This is a genomic window from Streptomyces rapamycinicus NRRL 5491, assembly GCF_024298965.1.
GTDB lineage: Bacteria > Actinomycetota > Actinomycetes > Streptomycetales > Streptomycetaceae > Streptomyces > Streptomyces rapamycinicus.
Genome location: NZ_CP085193.1, coordinates 12072047 through 12091630, shown reverse-complemented (window position 1 = coordinate 12091630; position 19584 = coordinate 12072047). Strand labels below are relative to the sequence as shown.

Here is a 19584-nt window from a genome sequence, read left to right as displayed (position 1 = left end):
GTCAGTTGATCATCCGTTGATGGTGCGAAGGAAGTGGTCCGCGTCCTCGGGTTCGCCCAGCCGTCCTACTTCCAGCCAGGAGCCGTCGGCGAAGCGGAGCCGGAAGGTGGCGAATCCGCGCGGCTGGCCCGCCTCGCCTTCGACGCGGGCCTGATCGAGGGGAACTCCGCGACGATGCGGAAGTCGTCGGCCTTGGTGGGCGACAGCCGGCGGCGAGGGACGTGGCGATACAGACGCGCTCGCGGGCCAGCATGACCAGGCGTTTGGGGTTGGGTGAGTGCCCGTACCAGCGCAGGAGCAACTGGCCCGCCGTCAGGCTCCAGTCGCCGTCGAAGACGTGGTTCGCCGGATCCTGTCCGCGATCGCGATCGCGATCGCGGCCGGAGGCGGAAGCGGAGGGGCGGGCGTTCGACCGGTCACGTCGGCCGGTGCCCAGCTTGTCGATCAGCATCATCGGGACGACGACGAAGAAGAACACCACGGCGCCGACGTACAGCAGCCAGTGGTGCCCCGGCTTCAGCCGTCCCCTGCCCGCGGCGCGGTGTACCCCTTTGGGCGGCGTGGGAATGGACTTGTGGATCTCGCACCAGACCAGGGCCACGGGCTCCTCGCCCAATATCTTCCGGGCCCGCCGATGGACCGCGCGCTTCGCCATGCCGAAGATCCTAATCGTGGTGGACAACACCCTGTTCTCCGGCCGGGTCGTCGGCCCCGGGGCACGGGATACCGACGCCGAAGGGGTCCGCGCGTTCAACGCGCTGGTCCGCGACGATCCTCGTGTGGAGATGTCGCCGATCCCCATGGCGGACGGCATCGCCCCGATCCGCAAGCGACGGGTCACAGCCTGAGTTCCTCGGCGACCTCCAGGAGCTGATGGCGGAACCAGCGGTGGGCGGCGTCCTGGTTGTTGCGGGGATGCCAGTACATGGCCTCGGTCAGCGTGGTCATGGGCACCGGTAACGGCATCGTTCTGAGCCCCGACCCCGCGGCCTCGTCCGCGAGGAGTCCCTGGAACACGGTGACCAGGCGGGTCCCGGGCACGAGATGGGGGGCCATGGCGAAGCCCCCGACGTCGGCGGCGACCCGGAGCCCGGCGCCCAGGCGGTCGAAGTGGGACTCCACGATCGATGTCATCGGCCCGTTGATCCCGAGGAACGGCAGCCGCCGCAGCTCATCGACGGTGATGGTGTCACCCACTCCGGGGTGGTTCTCGTCGACGGCCACCACGAACTCGTCGGTGAACAGCGTCTCGCTGAAGAAGCCGGACAGATTCTGGGCAAGGCTGGTCGGCCAGATCAGCAGATCGCACTGTCCCCGGCGGAGCTGGTCGATGAAGTCGGCTTGCGCGGGGAAGACGTTGATGCGGATGTTCAGCGATTCCGCCTCCACCTTGCGCAGAATGGGCCTGATCAGCACCGTCTGGGCGTAGTCGCTGGCGATCACGGTGAAGGTGCGAGGAGGGCCGGTGGCGGGATCGAAGGTCTTGCTCGCGCCCATGACGGCCTGAACCGCCGTCAGGGCCTCCTGCGTCGGCCGCACCAGCGACTCGGCCAACGGGGTCAGCGTCATCCCCCGCCCCTGCCTGACGAGCAGCGGATCTCCGAAATGGCTCCTCAGCCGGGCGAGCGAGGCGCTCATCGCCGGTTGTCCCACGAAGACCCGCTCCGCGGCCCTTGTCACACTGCGTTCGGCCAGCAGAGCGTCCAGGGCGATGAGAATGTTGAGATCGATATTGCCAAGGTCATCCGACATACGCGCGCCGCTTTCCCGGGGATCGGTCATGCCCGCCGGCATGGCGCCCGGCAGGGGGAGGCCCGCGCACGCGGACACCCGCGGGAACGGCCCCTTCCACATCTTCCGGTTCACCGCGGGCATAGCGGCGGCGAACCAGCAAACGCCAGGCGTTTACCCAGGATTCGCCGGTGGCGGAACTGCCCCAAGGCGGTTCCGCCACCGGCGTGCATTGGCTGGGCGCGGGCGACGCCCCCGCCTCACCGCACCGCGTGCCCGTCCTCGGTCAGCCACTCGGCCACCAGGGCACTCGTCCGTGAAGCGTGCTCCTCCAGCAGGGTGAAGTGATCACCAGCCGTGGTGCGGACATCCGCACGCGCGACGACCGGTGCGGAACCGGCACCGGCCAGCAGCGGAACGTCGGCCCGTACGGACAGCACCGGCACCGGCAGCGGCGCCGCGGACCATTCCGCGAACAGATCGCAGTTCCACGCCATCGCCGACAACCCGGTACCGGTCAGGCCCCGCACGACGTCGCGGCGGTCCGTCATACCGCGCATCAGCGCGGCGACGAACTCGTCCATCCGGTCCGGCGAGGGCAGATACGTGTCCAGCAGCACGACCGATCGGACCGGTGCGCCGCGTTCGCTCAGCAAAGCGGCCATCGCCAGGGCGAGCAGCCCGCCCGAGGAATATCCCACCAGGACGAACGGGTCGTCCCCGATCCTGGCGAGGACCCGCTCGGTCTGCACCCGGGCCAGGACCTCCCCCGACTCCGCCAGTGGCTCGCCGTCGAGGAACCCCGGGGTGGCCAGGACGTCGACGGTACGGCTGCCCCGGAACCCGGCCGCGAACCGGGCGTAGGTGTAGGCCCCCGCAAGCGGCACCAAGGGGGTCAGACAGACCAGCCGGGGGGCTCCGGCACCCGACGCCAGCGGGGCGAACGCGGGGGTGCCCGGTTCGGTGCGGAAGGTCGGGCGGTTACGGGCGACCGTACGCAGCAGGTCGAAGGCCCGCTTCCCGTCGCCCGCCTCGAACGCCGCCGCGCACAGGTCGGCGACCAGGTCGGACGGCGGTGGTGCGGGCGCCGTCGCCGCGGCGGGTTCGACGTTCAGCTGGGTCAGGAGGTGCCGGGCGAGCCGGGCCGGAGTCGGGTGGTCGAAGGCGATCGAGGTGGGCAGCCTGAGCGAGGTGGCCGAGGCGAGGCGGTTGCGCAGCTCGACGGCGGTCAGCGAGTCCAGGCCCAGCTCCGCGAACAGCCCTGCCGGGCCGACCTCCCCGGTGCCCGCGTAGCCGAGCACGTCGGCGGCCGTGGCGCGCACCATCTCCAGCAGCCCCTCCTCGGTGCGTACCGGCCTGGCGGCGGTGGTGCCCGCCGCCTTGCGCGGTCCGCGCACCAGCCCGGCCATCAGCCGGGGCGGGTCGGGCAGGTCGCGGAACACCGCCAGGTCCAGCCGAGCGGCGACGACCTGGGCTTCCCCGCCGGTGGCCACCTGGTCGAAGATCGCGTGGCCCTGCTCCTCGGCCAGCGGCATCAGGCCCGACCGCGCGAAGCGCGCGTGGTCAAGACCCGCGGTCATCGCGCTGGGGAGGTCCCACAGCCCCCAGTCGATCGACACCGCGGGCAGGCCCCGCGCCCCGCGGTGCCGGGCGAGGGCGTCGAGTACGGCGTTGGCGGCGGCGTAGTTCCCCTGGCCGGCCGCGCCGAACACCCCCGCGGCCGAGGAGAACAGCACGAACGCGCTGAGGTCCAGGTCCTGGGTCAGCTCGTGCAGCAGGCGCGCGCCCCGGACCTTGGGCCGCAGTACCGTCTCCAGCCGGCCGGGGTCGAGTTCGCCGATGGTCGCGTCGTCGAGCACCCCCGCGGCGTGCACCACGGCCGTGAGCGGGTGCGCCGCCGGGACGGCGTCGAGGACCCGGCCCAGTGCCGCGCGGTCGGCGATGTCGCAGGCGGCCACGGTGACCGAGGCACCGGCCCCGGTCAGTTCGTCCCGCAGTTCGCGAGCCCCGGGCGCGTCGATTCCCGTACGGCTCACCAGGACCAGGCTGCGCACGCCGCGTGCCCGTACCAGATGCCGGGCCAGCGACGCGCCGAGTCCGCCGGTGCCACCGGTGAGCAGCACGGTGCCGTCCGGGTCGAGGTCCCGGCCGACGGTGAGCACGACCTTGCCCACGTGCCGGGCCTGGCTCAGATGGCGGAACGCGCTCGGGGCCCGGCGTATGTCCCATGTGGTGACCGGCAGGGCCACCAGCTTCCCGGTGCCGAACAGGGTGAGCAGTTCGGCCAGCATCTCGCCGATCCGCTCCTCCCCCGCGTCCGACAGGTCGAAGGGCAGATACTCCACGCCGGCGGGTCCGCTCTCGCGGATGTCGGTCCTGCCCATCTCCGCGAACCGGCCGCCCGGGCGCAGCAGCCGCAGTGAGGCGTCCACGAACTCACCCGCGAGCGAGTTCAGCACGGCGTCCACCCCCTTGCCGCCGGTGACCTCGGTGAAGGCCCGCTCGAAGTCGAGCGTCCGGGAGGAGGCGATGTGGTCCCGGGCGACCCCGAGTCCGGCGACGGCATCCTGTTTGGGCTCGCTCGCGGTGGCGAACACCTCGGCGCCCCACACCCTGGCGAGCTGGATCGCCGCCATCCCGACACCGCCCGCGCCCGAGTGCACCAGGATCCGCTGCCCCGGCTGGAGGCCGAGCAGGTCGCGCAGTGCGTAGTAGGCGGTGAGGAACACGGCGGGCACGCTCGCGGCGCGGGCGAAGCTCCAGCCGTCGGGTATCCGCGCCAGCAGGCGCCGGTCGGTGACGGCCGTCGAGCCGAACGCGGCGTCGGCGAGGCCGAACACCCGGTCGCCGGGGCGCAGGGAGCGCACGCCGGGACCGACGTCGAGCACGACTCCCGCGGCCTCCGCTCCGAGCCGGGTCAGGTCGCCGGGCACCATGCCAAGGGTGATCAGTACGTCCTTGAAGTTCACCCCGACGGCACGGACGGCGATGCGGACCTGCCCGTCGGTCAGCGGCTCGGCCGTACGGGGGTCAGCGCGAGATCGTCCAGGCTGCCGGTCGGCGAGGCGGTGAGGTTCCACGCCTCGCCGGCGGGCGGCTGCAGCGCGGCCGGCCGCCGGGTCAGCCGTGGCGCGTACCGGTCGGCGCCCCGCAGGGCGACCTGCGGTTCGCCGGTCGCCAGGGCGTCGCGGAGGTCGGCCGTGGTCACGGGCCGGTCGCTGTCGAGCAGTACGAACCGTCCGGGGTGCTCGGACTGCGCGGTGCGCAGCAGCCCCCATACCGCGGCCCGGTCGGGCACCGGCTCGTCCGAGGGGCGCACGGCCACCGCGTGGTGCGTCAGCACCACGAGCGGTTCGGGACGGTCGGTGGCGATCGTGGTCTGCACGGCGGCCAGGATCCGGTGCAGTGAGGACGCGTCGACGGCCGTCAGCACGATCGACGTTCCCGGGGGCACGGCGGACGGCTCGGGGAACGCGGGTACGCCGAGACCGTGGTCGGCCTCGGGGCCGTCGAGCACCGCCCACTCCCGGTCGGCGGCGGGTGCCGGCGCCGGAAGCGGGACCCAGTCCACGGTGAACAGCGAGTCCGCGGGCAGGGCGCCCGTGTCCGGCCGGGCGAACGGCCGGGTGAGCAGCCGGCCGGCGCGGAACACGAGCGTTCCCTCGTGGTCGACGGCGGTGATCGACATCGCGTCGGGCCCGGCCGGGGCGATGCGGACGAACAGCTCCCGGGCGCCGCGTGCGTGCAGTTCGGCATCGGACCACAGGAACGGCAGCCCCGGCTCGTCCCCGCCGGCCAGCGTCATCGCCTGGCAGGCGGCGTCCAGCAGCGCGGGATGCAGCTGGAACCCGTCGGTGGGGACCGCGTCGGCCAGGGCCACCTCGGCGAACAGCTCGTCGCCCGACCGCCAGGCCGCACGCATGCCGCGGAACGACTCGCCGTACCGGTATCCGGCGTCGTCGAGTTCACCGTAGAAGGCGTCCAGCGCGACCGGTTCGGCGTCGGGCGGCAACACCGGTGTGCCCGGAGGAACCGGCTGCGCCACCGCCGAGAGCCGGCCGGTGGCGTGCCGCGTCCAGTCGTGCTCGTTCCGGCTGTGCACGGAGAACGGCCGGTCCCCCGACGCGTCGGGGCCGTGCACGATCAGCTGGATCCGGATGTCGCCGCCGGTCAGTACCAGCGGCGCTTCCAGGACGAGTTCGGCGACGCCGTGGCAGCCGGTCTCGTCGGCGGCCCGGACCGCCATCTCCAGGAACGCGGTGCCCGGCAGCAGCACCGAGTCCCGCACCACATGGTCGGCCAGCCATGGGTGGGTCCGGGTGGAGAGGTACTGGTGAACACCACGTCCGGGGAGCCCGCGAGCTCTTCGGCGGGGCCCAGCAGCGGGTGTGTCTGGCCGGGGCGTCGCGGTGGCCGGGCCGTCGGCCAGAACCGCTTGCGCTGGAAGGCGTACGTCGGCAGCGCGACGGCCCTGCCGCCGGGCAGCGCGGGGCGCCAGTCCACGGTCACCCCGTGGGTGTGCGCGTCGGCGAGCGAGCGCAGGAAGCGGTCCATGTCGCCGTCGTCGCGGCGCAGTGAGGCGACGGTGTGCACGGGCTGGTCCAGTGCTTCCGCCGTCTGGTGCAGGGCCGCCGCCAGCAGCGGGCGCGGGCTCATCTCGATGAACACCGTGTGTCCGTCCTCGATCAGCCGGCGGCCGGCCGTCTCGAACAACACCGGGTTGCGCAGATTGCGGTACCAGTAGTGCGCGTCGAGGGCCGTGGTGTCCAGCCTTCCCCCGGTCACCGTGGAGTAGAAGGGGATGCCGACGCCCTTCGGGCTCAGTCCGGCCAGCTCCCCGAGCAGCGCGTCCTCGGCCGTCTCGACGGCGGAGGTGTGCGAGGCGTAGTCCATCGGCACCCGTTTGGCCGCGGGCACGGCCTCCAGTACGCGCTCGAGCGCGCTGTTGGTCCCGGCGACCACCGTGGCCGACGGCCCGTTGAACGCGGCGATCTCGACGCCGTCGAAGCGGACGTGTTCGGCGGCGACCGGAACGGACAGCACCCCATGATCACCGGACAGACGGTCGGCGATCACTCTGCCGCGGCGCACGACCGCGACCGCCGCCTGTTCGACCGTCAGCGCTCCCGCCACGCACGCGGCGGCGTACTCACCGAGGGAATGCCCGACCACGGCGGCCGGGGTCACGCCGTAGGACTCCCACAGCCGGGCCAGCGACACCATGACCGCGAACAGGGCGGGCTGGACGACATCGGCCCGCCGCAGCATGTCCTCCTCGCCGAGCACCGCCGACAGGTCCCAGTCGGCCTCGGTGGCGATCGCCCGCGCGCACTCGGCCATCGAGTCCGCGAACACGGGCGAGGACTCGATCAGCGCGCGTCCCATCCCCGCCCAGCTGGAGCCCTGGCCGGGGAAGACGAAGACGGGCGCTGGTCCTGGCCGGCGGCCACGGCGGAGACCACCGAGGGTGCGGAGGTGCCGCTCGCCAGCGCGGTGAGTGCGGCGGCCAGCTCGGCGCGGTCCCGGCCGAGGGCCACGGCCCGATGGGACTGCCGCGTTCGCGTGGTGACCAGGGACCAGCCGATGTCGACCGGATCGGTCCCGCCGTCCAGCAGCACGGACAGCCGCCTCGCCTGCTCCGCGAGGGCTTCCGGCCCCCGGCCGGACACGGCCAGCGGGATCGGCGCCGTCTCCCCGGTCGCCCGCGGTTCGGCGGGCGGTGGGGTGTCCGCCTCCAGCACGACGTGCGCGTTGGTGCCCGAGATGCCGAACGCGGAGACCCCGGCCCGGCGCGGTGCGCCGGTGTCGGGCCACGGAGTCCGGGCACGGGCCAGTTCGGCGCTGCCCGCCGTCCAGTCCACATGGGACGACGCCGTACCGGCGTGCAGGGTCGCGGGCACCGTGCCGTGGTGCAGGGCCAGCGCCGTCTTGATCACGCCCGCGACACCGGCGGCGGCCTGGGTGTGGCCGATGTTGGACTTCAGCGTCCCGATGAGCAGCGGCCGCGCCCGGTCCTGCCCGTAGGCCGCCAGCAGGGCGTGTGCCTCGATCGGGTCGCCGAGTGGTGTCCCGGTGCCGTGCGCCTCGACCACGTCGACGGCCCCGGCGGACAGGCGCGCGTTCGCCAGGGCCTGGCGGATGACCTCCCGCTGGGCGCGGCCGTTGGGCGCCGACAGACCGTTGGACAGGCCGTCCTGATTGATCGCCGAACCACGCACCACGGCCCAGACGCGGCGTCCCGCGGCACGGGCGTCGGACAGCCGCTGCAGTACGAGCATGCCCGCGCCCTCGGCGAATCCGGTGCCGTCGGCGGAGTCGGAGAACGCCTTGCACAGGCCGTCGGGGGCCAGCCCGCCCTGGCGGGAGAACTCGGCCAGGCCCGTGGGGGTGGTCATGACCGTCACCCCTCCCACGAGCGCCGTGGCGCACTCGCCGTTCCGCAGGGACTGCGCCGCCAGGTGCAGGGCGACGAGCCCGGAGGAGCACGCCGTGTCGACGGTGACGGCGGGTCCCTCGAGTCCGAGCGCGTACGCGACCCGGCCGGAGAGCACCGAGCCCGCGCTGCCCGTGCCCGCGTGACCGGCGGCGTCGTCGGCTCCGGCCCCGGTCAGGAGCGCGTAGTAGTCCTGACCGGTGCTGCCGAGGAACACACCGGTACGGCTGCCGGCCAGGCTGCCGGGCGCGATGCCGCCGTGCTCGAGCGCCTCCCACGAGGTCTCCAGGGCCAGCCGCTGCTGCGGGTCCATGGCCATGGCCTCCCTGGGGGAGATCCCGAAGAACTCCGCGTCGAAGGCCGCGATGTCGTCCAGGTAGGAGGCCGTGGTCACACAGTCCGCGGGCAGGGCGGCGAGGTCCCACCCCCGCTCGGGCGGCGGCGGTCCCACCGTGGTGCGTTCCTCGGCCAGCAGGTCCCACAGTTCGTCGGGCGAGGTGACGCCGCCGGGGAGGCGGCAGGCCATTCCGACGATGACGACGGGGTCGGTGGTGAGGTCCGGGCCTGCCTCCGGACGCGCCGGGGTCCCGTCCGGAGTGGAGCCACCGAGCTCCGCGCGCAGGTGGTCGGCGAGCGCGGCGGGCGTCGGGTGGTCGTAGACCACGGTGGTCACCAGGGACAGCCCCGTCACGGCGTTGAGCCGGTTGCGGAACTCGACGGCGGTCACCGAGTCGAATCCGAGTTCGTTGAACGGCCGGTGCGGCTCGACCCGCGTCCCGGAGGCGTAGCCGAGGACCGCCGCGGTCTGGGCGCGTACGACCGCGAGCGGGTCGGTCGCCTCCGCCGGAGCGGTCCGCGTGGTGAGCAGCGACCTGACCTCGGGGATACGCGAGAGCGCCGGATTCGGCCGGGACGCGGTGACCGCCGTGTGATAGCGGTCCCACTCGATGTCGGCCAGCACGATCGCGGCGTCACCGTGTTCCACGGCCGTCCGCATCGCCGCTGTCGCGTCCTGCGGGGACATCCCCGGCACTCCGTGCCGTCGCGCGGCCTCTCCGAGGGGCCCGTCGCCCATCCCGTCCCCGGCCCACACCCCCCAGCCGACCGACGTGGCCGGCAGCCCCTCGGCCCGCCGCTGTTCGGCCAGCGCGTCCAGGTAGGCGTTGGCCGGTGCGTAGGTGCCCTGGCCCGCGGCGCCGACCGTGCCGGCGAGCGAGGAGAACAGCACGAACGCGTCGAGGTGCAGATCGCGGGTGAGTTCGTGCAGGTTGGCCGCGCCCCGTGCCTTGACCGCCAGGACCCGGTCGAACTGCTCCATGGTCAGGGTGTCGATCGCGGCGTCGTCCAGTACGGCGGCGGTGTGCACCACGGTGCGCAGCGGTGCCGCCGGGTCGATGGAGTCGATCACCCGGGCGAGGGCGGCCCGGTCGGACAGGTCGCAGGGGACGATGCTGAGCCGCGTCCCCGAGCCGGCGAGGTCCGCGGCCAGTTCGCTCGCGCCGGGAGCGTCCGTCCCGCGCCGGTTCACCACGATCACGTGCTCCGCGCCCTCGGCCGCCAGCCAGCGCACGACATGCCTGCCGAGTCCGCCGGTGCCACCGGTCACCAGGGCGGTGCCGCGGACCTGCCAGTCCCCTCCGCGCTCCGCAGGTGCGGGGGCGCGTACGATCCGCCGTCCGAACGCCCCGGTGCGGTCGATGCGGACCTGGTCCTCGTGGGTGTCGCCCAACAGGACGGCGGCGACCCGCCGTTGACCGGTGTCGTCCAGCGGCTGCGGCAGGTCGATGAGACCGCCCCAGGCACGGGCCGCTCGAACCCGGCCACTCTGCCGAATCCCCAGGTCATCGCCTGCGCCGGGGATCGTGTCGCGTCCCTGGTGACGCACCACAGCGGTGCTTCGACGCCCGCCGTGCCCAACTGCCGCACCAGCCGCACGGTCCGGGCGAAGCCCCGGGGACGGCGGGGTGGTCCGGCTCGGGGTCCTCGTCGTGGGCCAGCAGCGCGAGGACACCGGCCGGCTCGGGGAGGGCTGCGAGGTCGAGCTCGCCCGGCGCCCGGACGACCACCTCGGCGCCGTACCGCCGCAGCGCGTCGAGGACGCTCTCGGCCCGGGCGTCGGCCCGGTCCGTGACGACCAGCCAGGTGCCGGACAGTACCGGATCGGCGGACAGCCGCAGCGGCGTCCAGTCGGTCCGGTACCGCAACCGGTCGAGGGGGCTCGCCGCCGGTGCGGGGTCCCGGTCGTCCGCTCCGCGGGGTCACCCAGTAGCGCTCGCGCTGGAACGGGTACGTCGGCAGGTCCACGGCGCGGGCCTCGGGCAGTGCCGAGGTCCAGTCCACCGGCAGGCCGTGCAGGTCGGCGGCGGCCAGCGAGGTCAGCATCCGACGCAGCCCGCCGTCGTCGCGGCGCAGGGTGTCCAGCACCGGGCCCGCGGCGGTGATGTGCGCGAGCACCGGGTGCGGGCTGACCTCGACCATGAGCCCGTGTCCGTCCCCGACCAGGACGTCCGCCGTGTCGGCGAAGTTCACCGTCCGCCGCAGGTTGCGGCACCAGTACCCGGCGTCCAGCTCCTCCGTGTCCAGGCGGGAGGCGGTCACCGTGGAGTAGAACGGCACCTTCCCCGGGCGGGGCCGGATCGGTGCCAGCGCCGCCAGCAGATCGGCCTCGATGCCGTCGACATGTGGCGAGTGGGCGGCGAAGTCCACCCCGGCGAGCCGCCAGCGCATGATCCCGGCGGCGGACAGGCCGCGCTCGATGCGGTCCAGCGCCGCCGGGTCGCCGGAGACGGTCACGTTCTGCGGCCCGTTGACGGCAGCGATGGACACGGCGTCGTTCCGTCGTCCGCCAGCAGTTCGCGTACGCGGTCCGGCGAGGCCATCACCGTCATCATCGCGCCGCGTCCGGACAGCCGCTCGTGGATGAGGCGGCTGCGCAGCGCCACGACACGGGCGCCGTCCTCCAGGGACAGGGCACCGCCGACGCAGGCGGCGGCGATCTCGCCCTGGGAATGGCCGATCACGGCGGCGGGCTCGACACCGAACGAGCGCCACAGCGCGGCGAGCGAGACCATGACCGCCCACAGCGCCGGCTGTACGACCTCGGCCCGGGCCAGCGCCCGCTCGTCGGACAGCGCCTCCCGCAGCGGCCAGTCGACGTATGCGGACAGCGCCTTCTCACACTCCCGCATGGACTCGGCGAACACCGGTGACTCGTCCCACAGCCGCACGCCCATCGCGGTCCACTGGGAGCCGTGGCCGGGGAAGACGAACGCGACCCGCTCCCGGCGGGGCGGCCGGGCGGTGCCGAGCGCCTGTTCTCCCAGGGCGACGGCGTGCAGCGCCTCGAGCGCCTCGGCACGGCTCCGCACCGGCAGCACGGCCCGGTGCGGAAACCGGGCGCGCGCGGTCGCCAGCGTGAACGCGACATCGGCGAGCGGCTCATCGCGCTCCAGCAGACGCGCGCGCAGCCGGGCCGCCTGGGCCCGCAGGGCGCTGTCGGTCCTGCCGGAGAGGATGAGCGGCACCGGGCCGGAGAGCTCGGTGCGGGGCCGCTCCTCGGGCGCGGGCACGCTCTCGACGATGACGTGCGCGTTGGTCCCGCTGATCCCGAACGAGGAGACACCGGCCCGGCGCGGGCGGTCGGCGGCGGGCCACGGCCGGGCCTCGCGCAGCAGGCGCACCGGGCCGGTGGACCAGTCGACGTGCCGGGACGGCCGGTCGGCGTGCAGGGTCTTCGGCAGCCGTCCCGCGCGCAGCGCCTGCACCATCTTGATCAGACCGACCAGGCCGGCGGCCGACTGCGTGTGTCCGACGTTGGACTTCACCGAGCCCAGCCACAAGGGGTGTTCGCGGTTCCGGCCGTAGGTGGCCAGCAGTGCGTCCGCCTCGATCGGGTCGCCCAGGGTGGTGCCGGTGCCGTGCGCCTCGACGGCGTCGACCTCGTCGGCGCGGACCCCCGCGTCGGCGAGTGCCTGCCGGATCACCTCTTCCTGCGCGGCGCCGTTGGGCGCGGACAGTCCGTTGGAGGCGCCGTCCTGGTTGATCGCGGAGCCGCGTACCACGGCGAGTACCGGATGTCCGAGCCGCCGGGCGTCGGACAGCCGCTCGACGAGCACCGCGGCGACGCCCTCGCCGAAGTTGGTGCCGTCGGCGGCGTCGGCGAACGCCTTGCAGCGTCCGTCGGCGGCCAGGCCGCCCTGTTTGGCGATTTCGACGAAGCCGTGGGGCGCGGACATCACCGAGACGCCGGCGACCAGCGCCTGCGAGCAGTCGCCCTTGCGCAGCGCCTGGGTGGCCAGGTGCAGGGCGACCAGACCCGACGAACAGGCGGTGTCGACCGTGACGGCGGGCCCGCGCAGGCCGAAGGTGTAGGCGATCCGTCCGGAGGTGACGCTCGGCGCGGTGCCGGTGGCGACATAGCCCTCCGCGGCGTCCGGGTTGTCCAGGAGGCGGATCAGGTAGTCGCCCGGTCCCGCGCCGACGAATACGCCCGTGCCGCTGTCCCGCAGCGCGTCGGGCGCGAACCCGGCGCGTTCGAACACCTCCCAGGCGGCCTCCAGGAGCAGCCGCTGCTGTGGGTCCATCGCGGCGGCCTCGCGGGGTGATATGCCGAACAGGTTCGCGTCGAATCCGCCCACGTCGTCGACGAAGTAGGCGTCCGTGACGAAGGGGCTGAGGGACTCCAGGTCCCAGTTGCGGTCCCGGGGCAGGGGCGTGAGCACGTCCGTGCCGGAGTCCACCAGCTGCCACAGCTTCTCCGGCGAGTCGGCGCCGCCGGGCAGCCGGCAGGCCATCGCCACGACGGCGATCGGCTCCGTGGCCGCTTCGGTCAGGGCCGGTTGTGCTCCCGCAGTCGCTCGGCCTCCTTGACCGATGAGCGCAGCGCGTCGACGAGGCGGTCGGGTGAGACGGTCATGTCGGTCATCCTTCGGATGTGTGGGGTTCGGCCGTGCCGAGCGCGAGGGACATCAGCTCCTCCACGCCGAGGCCGTCGATGTCCACGCCGGTCAGCGCCCCGTCGCGCGTGCGCTCCTCCCCGGCCCGCTCCGAAGCCGCGTCGGTCTCAGCCGCGTCGGTCTCGCGCGCGTCGGTCCCGGCCGCGTCGGCCTCGGGAAACAGCTCGGCGGCCAGCTTCCGGGCCAGCGCCTGGGGGCTGGGGTGGCTGAACACCGTCGTGGCGGGCAGCCGGAGCCCCGTCGCCGAGTTGAGGCGGTTGCGCAGTTCGACCGCGCTGAGCGAGTCGAAACCGATCTCGCCGAACGCCCTCAGCGGGTCCACCCGGTCGGCGTCGTGCCCGAGGACGGCGGCCGTGTGCGCGCACACCAGGTCGGTCAGCGCCGGTACCCGTTCGGCGGCGGGGACGTCGGCCAGCAGTTCGGCGGTCGAGGTCTCGGCGACGGGCGTCGCTGCGACCACCCGGCGGACCCGGCGGCGCACCAGGTCGCGCCACAGCGGCGGCGGTTCCGCCTCGCCGGACGGGTCGACGTCGATGGGCAGCAGCAGTGCCTCATCACGGGAGAGCGCCTGGTCGAACAGGTCCAGCGCGGCCGCCGCGGACAGCGCGCGGACACCGGAGCGGGCGATTCTCGCCCGGCGGTCTCGCTCAGGGTCGCGGTCAGATCGCTGGTGTCCGCCCAGAGCCCCCAAGCCAGCGACCGCGCGGGCAGGCCTCGGCGGCCCTGCGTTCGGCCAGTGCGTCGAGGAACGCGTTGGCGGCGGCGTAGTTCGCCTGACCGGCGTTGCCGGTGACGCCCGCCGCCGAGGAGAACATCACAAAGCCCGCGAGGTCGTGGCGCCGGGTCAGCTCGTCGAGTACGGCGGCGCCGTCGACCTTGGGGCGGAACACCGCGTCGACGTCCGTCCGGTCCAGCGAGCCGACCAGACCGTCGCTGAGGGTGCCGGCGGCGTGCACGACGGCGGTGAGGGGGCGCTGTGGCGGTATCGCGGCCAGGACGCCGCGCACCGCCTCCCGGTCGGCGACGTCGCAGGCCGCGAAGGTCACCGAGGACGCGCCGAGGGCAATGAGCTCCGCCTCCAGCGCGGCGGCCGTCTCCGCCTCCCTCCCCGGCGGCTGAGCAGCAGCAGATGCCGGACCCCGCGCTCGGCGACGAGGTGCCGGGCGAGAACGCCGCCCAGTGTGCCGCTCGCGCCGGTGAGCAGCACCGTCCCCGCCGGATCCCACGGCCGGGGCACGGTGAGGACGACCTTGCCGACGTGGCGCGCCTGGCTGACGTACCGCAGCGCCTCGGCGGCGCGGCGGACGTCCCACGCGCGGACCGGCAGCGGGGCCAGCGCGCCCCGCCCGATCAGGGCCGTCAGCTCGGCCAGCATCGCCTGGATCCGGTCGGCACCGGCGTCGAGGACCAGGTCGAACGCCCGGTAGCGCACCGAGGGGTGGTGCAGGCCGACCTCGTCGGCGTCGCGGATGTCGGTCTTGCCCATCTCCAGGAACCGGCCTCCCTCGGCGGTCAGCCGCAGGGAGGCGTCGGCGAACTCGCCGGTCAGTGAGTTCAGCACGACATCGATCCGGTGCTCTCCGAGCACCTCCCGGAAGGCGCTCTCGAACCGCGTGGTCCGCGAGGACGCCAGGTGGGAGGCGCTGACCCCGGCGGCCCGCACCTCGGACCACTTGGCCGGGCCGGCCGTGGCGAACACCTCGGCCCCCAGGTGCCGTGCGATCCGCACCGCCGCCATTCCGACGCCGCCGGCCGCCGCGTGGATCAGCACCCGGTCACCGGGCCGGACGCCTCCGAGGTCGGTCAGCCCGTAGTAGGCGGTGAGGAAGGCGACCGGCGCCGCCGCTCCCTGGCGTACGTCCAGCCGGTGGGCAGCGGCACCAGCGTGCGGTGGTCGGCCACGGCGACCGGTCCGGCGTAGGCGCCGGTGACCAGCCCCATCACCCGGTCACCGACCGAGAAGCCGGTGACACCCGGCCCGATCTCGGTGACCACACCGGCCGCCTCGCCGCCCGCCGGCCGGTCCCCACCGGGCACCATGTCGAGGGCGACCAGGACTTCCCGGAAGTTGACGCCCATCGCGCGCACGGACAGGCGGACCTGGCCCTCCGTCAGCGGCGCCAGCGCGTCGGGCGCGGGCACGATGTCCAGGTCTTCCAGGGTGTCCGCGGAGGCCAGGTCCACGCTCCACGCCTCGGCGTCCGCCGGGACCGTGAGGGCGGAAAGGGGGGCGTACTCCGCGAGGCGGGGCACGAACAGCCCCTCGCCCCGCACGGCGACGACGGGTTCGTCACCGGGGGTGACGGCGGCGGGCGGCAGCACCGGCGGATCGGCGTCCGGATCGAGGTCGATGACCAGGAAGCGCCCGGATGCTCGCTCTGCGCCGAGCGGATGAACCCGGCGGCGGCTGCCGCGGCCGGATCGGGCCCCCGGCGCTGGCCGGCCGGGAACGCCCCCCTGGTCACGAACGCGAGCGTCGCGGCGGCGAACGTGTCGTCGGACAGCCATGTCCGGATGGCGGCCATGGCACGTCCGGTGAGCTCGTACCCGTCGGCGACCGCGTCACCGGACCGCGCCACGAGAGGCAGCAGAACGACATCGGGCGCGGCGCCGGCGCCCATCGCGGCCGCCAGCGTGTCCAGTCCGGCGTACGGGTGGGCGTCGAGACCTTCGAAGGGGGACGGGCGGGCTCCACGGGCCCCGGCCAGCCCGACAGGACGGCCGTCCTCGGCGGGGGCGAGGTGTCCGCGGGCTCCTTCACCCCGGGCTCCAGGTGTCCGCGGGCTCCTGTGCCCAGGTGTCCATGGGCGCCGGTACCCAGTCGACGCGCAGCAGCTTCGGGTCGACCCGCGGTGGGTGGACATCGGCCTGCCGGCCGGGAGCTTCATGGTGACGACCTCGCCGATGGCCAGCACCTGGACGCCCCGGGAGTCGGTGGCCAGCAATGACACACCGCTGTCGCCTCGGGGCTCCATCCGCATCCGCAGCGCACGGGCGCCGGAGGCGGACACCGAGATGTCCGACCAGGTGAACGGCAGGAACGTCTGGCCCTCCGCCATGCTGCCGTGCGCCATCACCTGGAGCGCCGCGTCCAGCAGGACCGGATGGAGCACGAAGCCCTCCGGGGAGGCCCCTTCCGGCAGGGCGATCTCCGCGTAGCGCACCTCCCCGTCGCGCCACACCCGTCGCACCCCCTGGAACATCGGCCCGTACCGGAGGCCGTCCGCCGCGAGGGCGTCGTAGAAGTCGCCGAGGTCCGCCTCGACGGCGCCCGGGGTGGCCATGCCTCCCAGCCCGGGGGCGCCGGGGCGGGTTCGCGGGCCACGGTCGCGGTCGCGTGCAGCACCCATGCCGTCGAGGTGCCTGCCGAGCGCGAGTGCACCGTCACCTCACGGCGCCCGGCGCGGTCGCCTGCGACGGCCACCTGGACGTCGACGCGCTCATGGCCTTCGAACACCAGCGGTGTGTGCAGGGTCAGTTCCTCGACGCGCCCGCAGTCGGCCTCGTCCGCCGCCCTGAGCACCATCTCCACGAAGCCCGCGCCGGGGAACATCACCGACCCGAGCACGGTGTGGTCGACCAGCCAGGGGTGGGAGTCGACGGACAACGAGCCGGTCAGCACGGTGTTCCCGGTCCCGGCGACCTCCAGCACCGCGCCGAGCAGGCCGTGTTCGGCACCGGCCAGGCCGGCCGTGGACACGTCGCCGCCTCCGGTGTCGGTGAGCCAGTACCGCTCACGCTGGAAGGCGTAGGTGGGCAGGTCGACGAAGGCGGGCGGGCGGTCCGCCCACAGCGGCCGAAGTCCACCGCCGCGCCGCCGGTGAACGCCGCGGACAGCGCACGCAGAAACTGGTCCATGCCACCGGACCGGCGGCGCAGAGTGCCCACCGCCGTCGCGGGAACGTCCAGCTCCGCGAGCGTGTCCTGCACGCCGGGCAGCACCACGGGGTGGCTGCTGACCTCGATGTACGTGTCGAAGCCCGCATCGGCGAGGCCACGTACCGCGGAGTCCAGGCGAACGGGTCGGCGCAGGTTGCGCAGCCAGTACTCGGCGTCCAACCCGGCGGTGGGTTCGAACCGCCCGGTCACCGTGGAGAAGAACGGCACGTGGCCTGGCGGGGGGTGATGGTGTCCAGGGCGCGCAGCAGTTCGTCGGCGAGGACGTCGACCTGGGCGGAGTGGGAGGCGTAGTCCACGTCGATCCGCCGGGCCCGCACGTCCTCTTCGGCGCAGTGGGACATCAGGTCGTCGAGATCGCCGGGCGCACCGGATACGACCACCGAGAGCGGGCCGTTGACCGCCGCGATCGACAGTTCCGCGCCCCGGGACGCGATCAGGTCCTCCACCTCGGCCAGGGGCAGTGGCAGCGACACCATCCCGCCACGCCCGGCCAGTTCCCGCGCGATCAGCCTCGACCGCACACACACCACCCGCGCCGCGTCCTCCAGCGACAACACCCCCGCCACACACGCCGCCGCGATCTCACCCTGCGAATGACCCACCACCGCCGCAGGCTCGACACCGAACGACCGCCACAACCGCGCCAACGACACCATCACCGCGAACAACACCGGCTGCACCACATCCACTCGCGCCAGTGCCTTCTCATCGCCCAGCACATCCGCCAACGACCAGTCCACGAACGGCGCCAACGCCACCGCACACTCCTCCATCGCCGCCGCGAACACCGGCGACGACTCCCACAACTCCACCGCCATCCCCACCCACTGCGACCCCTGACCCGGAAACACCCACACCGGACGGGAGTCGGTGACCCGGGCGGCGGACAGCGTGAGGGAACCCGGTTCTTCACCGCGGGCCACGGCATCGAAGGCGGTGCACGCGGCCTTCCGGTCCCCGACCACGGTCGCACCGTGCTCGAACCGGGTACGGGTGGTCGCCAGGGAGTAGGCCAGGTCGGCCGGGGCGAGGTCCGGCCGGGACTCCAGGTGGTCCACCAGCGCTCGCGCCTGGGCGCGCAGCGCGGGCAGGGTCCTGCCGGACAGCTGCCACACCACCCGCTCGTCCCGTGCGAGCGGTGGCCGCTGGGGCGTCTCGGGTTCCGGGGCCTGCTCCAGGATGATGTGCGCGTTGGTGCCGGACACACCGAACGACGACACTCCGGCACGTCGCGGCCTGCCGGTCTCCGGCCAGTCGGTCGTGTGCGCCAGCGGGGAGACCGCGCCCGACGCCCAGTCGATACGCGAGGACGGCGCCGAGAAGTGGAGCAGACCGGGCAGCACTCCCGCGCGCAGCGCCGCCACCATCTTGATCACGCCACCGACTCCGGCGGCCGCCTGGGAGTGGCCGATGTTCGACTTCAACGAGCCCAGCAGCAGGGGTCGTTGCCGGTCCTGACCGTAGGTGGCCAGCAGCGCCCCGGCCTCGATCGGATCGCCCAGCCGGGTGCCGGTGCCATGTGCCTCCACGGCGTCCACGTCGGAGGGTGCGAGCCCGGCGTTCTCCAGCGCGCTCCAGATGACCTGCTGCTGTGCGGTGCCGTTCGGTGCGCTCAGACCGTTGGAGGCGCCGTCGGAGTTCATGGCGGAGCCGCGGATCACGGCCAGCACCTCGTGTCCGTCGCGCTGGGCGTCGGACAGCCGTCGCAGGGCGAGCATTCCCGCCCCTTCCGACCATGCCGTGCCGTCCGCGTCGTCGGAGAACGACTTGCACCGGCCGTCGGGGGCGAGGCCGCCCTGTTTGGTGAACTCCAGGAAGGGCGAGAGGGTGGTCATCACGACCACGCCTCCGGCCAGCGCCAGCGAGCACTCCCGGGCACGGAGCGCACGCACGGCCGAGTGGAGCGCGACAAGGGATGCCGAGCATGCCGTGTCCACCGTCAGTGAGGGGCCTTCCAGCCCGAGCGTGTAGGAGATCCGGCCCGACATGACGCTGGCGGCGCTGCCGGTGCCGACGTAGCCCTCGACCTGGTCGGCGGTGTCCCGCAGCAGTTCCGGGTAGTCCTGGGCGCAGGTGCCCACGAACACGCCGGTGTCACTGCCCCGCAGGAGTCCGGGGCGATGCCCGCGCGTTCGACCGCCTCCCACGCGGTCTCCAGCAGCAGCCGCTGCTGGGGGTCCATGGCGACCGCCTCCCGGGGACTGATCCCGAAGAACTCGGCGTCGAACCGGTCGATGTCCCGCAGGAACCCGCTGGCCTCGGTGGCCACGCGGTCCCGAACGGAGGCCAGGTCCCAGCCGCGGTCGGTGGGGAACCCGGTGATCGCGTCCACTTCGGACACGGCGAGCTCCCACAGCTGCTCGGGGGTGCGCACGCCGCCCGGGTAGCGGCAGGCCATGCCGACGATGGCGATCGGCTCGGTGGCCATGGCCTCGTAGCGGCGCAGTGACCGGCGGGTGCGCTTGAGGTCGGCGGTGACCCGGTTCAAGTAGTCACGGAGCTTCTGCTCACTCATCGGACACCCAACTCCTCGTCGGACACATCGGACGGCGCGGCGTCGAAGGC

9 protein-coding genes and 7 pseudogenes are annotated in these 19584 nt (G+C 73.7%); 1 reads left to right on the top strand and 15 read right to left on the bottom strand.

Annotated elements, in window-relative coordinates:
- Positions 1-9 precede the first annotated feature (9 nt).
- Positions 10-655: pseudogene (locus LIV37_RS49790) on the bottom strand (hypothetical protein).
- On the opposite strand from LIV37_RS49790, the gene LIV37_RS49785 reads away from it, so the two are divergent.
- Positions 654-848 (top strand): O-methyltransferase, encoded by a 195-nt coding sequence (locus LIV37_RS49785; protein WP_020874665.1) that lies wholly within the window; start codon positions 654-656, stop codon positions 846-848. The pseudogene LIV37_RS49790 and the gene LIV37_RS49785 sit on opposite strands and share 2 nt — an antisense overlap.
- Here the strand turns inward: LIV37_RS49785 and LIV37_RS49780 are convergent.
- From LIV37_RS49780 to LIV37_RS52845, 14 genes and pseudogenes are all read right to left on the bottom strand, one after another.
- Positions 838-1752 carry a LysR family transcriptional regulator gene (locus tag LIV37_RS49780; protein WP_158634993.1) on the bottom strand — a complete coding sequence of 305 codons (915 nt, stop codon included), beginning with the start codon at positions 1750-1752 and terminating at the stop codon, positions 838-840. The two genes, LIV37_RS49785 and LIV37_RS49780, sit on opposite strands and share 11 nt — an antisense overlap.
- Before the next feature lie 239 nt (positions 1753-1991).
- Positions 1992-4760, bottom strand: a pseudogene (locus LIV37_RS49775) (SDR family NAD(P)-dependent oxidoreductase); the annotation flags it as partial.
- Positions 4739-6007 carry a polyketide synthase dehydratase domain-containing protein gene (locus tag LIV37_RS49770; RefSeq protein ID WP_476718421.1) on the bottom strand — a complete coding sequence of 423 codons (1269 nt, stop codon included), beginning with the start codon at positions 6005-6007 and terminating at the stop codon, positions 4739-4741. The pseudogene LIV37_RS49775 and the gene LIV37_RS49770, both read right to left, overlap by 22 nt.
- Positions 5902-7116, bottom strand: coding sequence for an acyltransferase domain-containing protein (locus LIV37_RS49765; protein ID WP_254807165.1), 1215 nt, complete (start codon positions 7114-7116; stop codon positions 5902-5904). Before LIV37_RS49765 ends, LIV37_RS49770 begins: the two co-directional genes overlap by 106 nt.
- A complete protein-coding gene (locus LIV37_RS49760; protein ID WP_420834378.1) occupies positions 7101-9893 on the bottom strand; it encodes a type I polyketide synthase in 2793 nt (930 codons plus the stop codon). Before LIV37_RS49760 ends, LIV37_RS49765 begins: the two co-directional genes overlap by 16 nt.
- A gap of 761 nt (positions 9894-10654) precedes the next feature.
- Positions 10655-10957 (bottom strand): annotated as a pseudogene (locus tag LIV37_RS52850) (acyltransferase domain-containing protein); the annotation flags it as partial.
- Positions 10954-12963: a type I polyketide synthase gene (locus tag LIV37_RS49750; protein WP_420834377.1), complete on the bottom strand. Its 2010-nt coding sequence runs from the start codon at positions 12961-12963 to the stop codon at positions 10954-10956. The pseudogene LIV37_RS52850 and the gene LIV37_RS49750, both read right to left, overlap by 4 nt.
- Before the next feature lie 29 nt (positions 12964-12992).
- Positions 12993-13088 (bottom strand): polyketide synthase docking domain-containing protein, encoded by a 96-nt coding sequence (locus tag LIV37_RS49745; RefSeq protein ID WP_254807163.1) that lies wholly within the window; start codon positions 13086-13088, stop codon positions 12993-12995.
- Complete coding sequence (locus LIV37_RS49740; RefSeq protein WP_254807162.1) at positions 13085-13810, bottom strand: acyl carrier protein; 726 nt, start codon at positions 13808-13810, stop codon at positions 13085-13087. Before LIV37_RS49740 ends, LIV37_RS49745 begins: the two co-directional genes overlap by 4 nt.
- Positions 13779-14857, bottom strand: a pseudogene (locus LIV37_RS49735) (SDR family NAD(P)-dependent oxidoreductase). The gene LIV37_RS49740 and the pseudogene LIV37_RS49735 overlap by 32 nt, the downstream one beginning before the upstream one ends.
- A gap of 65 nt (positions 14858-14922) precedes the next feature.
- Complete coding sequence (locus LIV37_RS49730) at positions 14923-15441, bottom strand: alcohol dehydrogenase catalytic domain-containing protein (protein ID WP_254807161.1); 519 nt, start codon at positions 15439-15441, stop codon at positions 14923-14925.
- Between the two features lie 614 nt (positions 15442-16055).
- Positions 16056-16403 (bottom strand): annotated as a pseudogene (locus LIV37_RS52320) (polyketide synthase dehydratase domain-containing protein); the annotation flags it as partial.
- A gap of 146 nt (positions 16404-16549) precedes the next feature.
- Positions 16550-16741: pseudogene (locus LIV37_RS52315) on the bottom strand (polyketide synthase dehydratase domain-containing protein); the annotation flags it as partial.
- A 176-nt stretch (positions 16742-16917) separates the two neighbouring features.
- Positions 16918-19534 (bottom strand): annotated as a pseudogene (locus LIV37_RS52845) (type I polyketide synthase); the annotation flags it as partial.
- Positions 19535-19584 lie beyond the last annotated feature (50 nt).

Coding starts and splice junctions, on each gene's coding strand:
- LIV37_RS49785 (WP_020874665.1), top strand. CDS start 654: ATGCCGAAGATCCTAATCGTGGTGGACAACACCCTGTTCTCCGGCCGG.
- LIV37_RS49780 (WP_158634993.1), bottom strand. CDS start 1,752: ATGTCGGATGACCTTGGCAATATCGATCTCAACATTCTCATCGCCCTG.
- LIV37_RS49765 (WP_254807165.1), bottom strand. CDS start 7,116: ATGGGACGCGCGCTGATCGAGTCCTCGCCCGTGTTCGCGGACTCGATG.
- LIV37_RS49745 (WP_254807163.1), bottom strand. CDS start 13,088: ATGACCGACATGACCGTCTCACCCGACCGCCTCGTCGACGCGCTGCGC.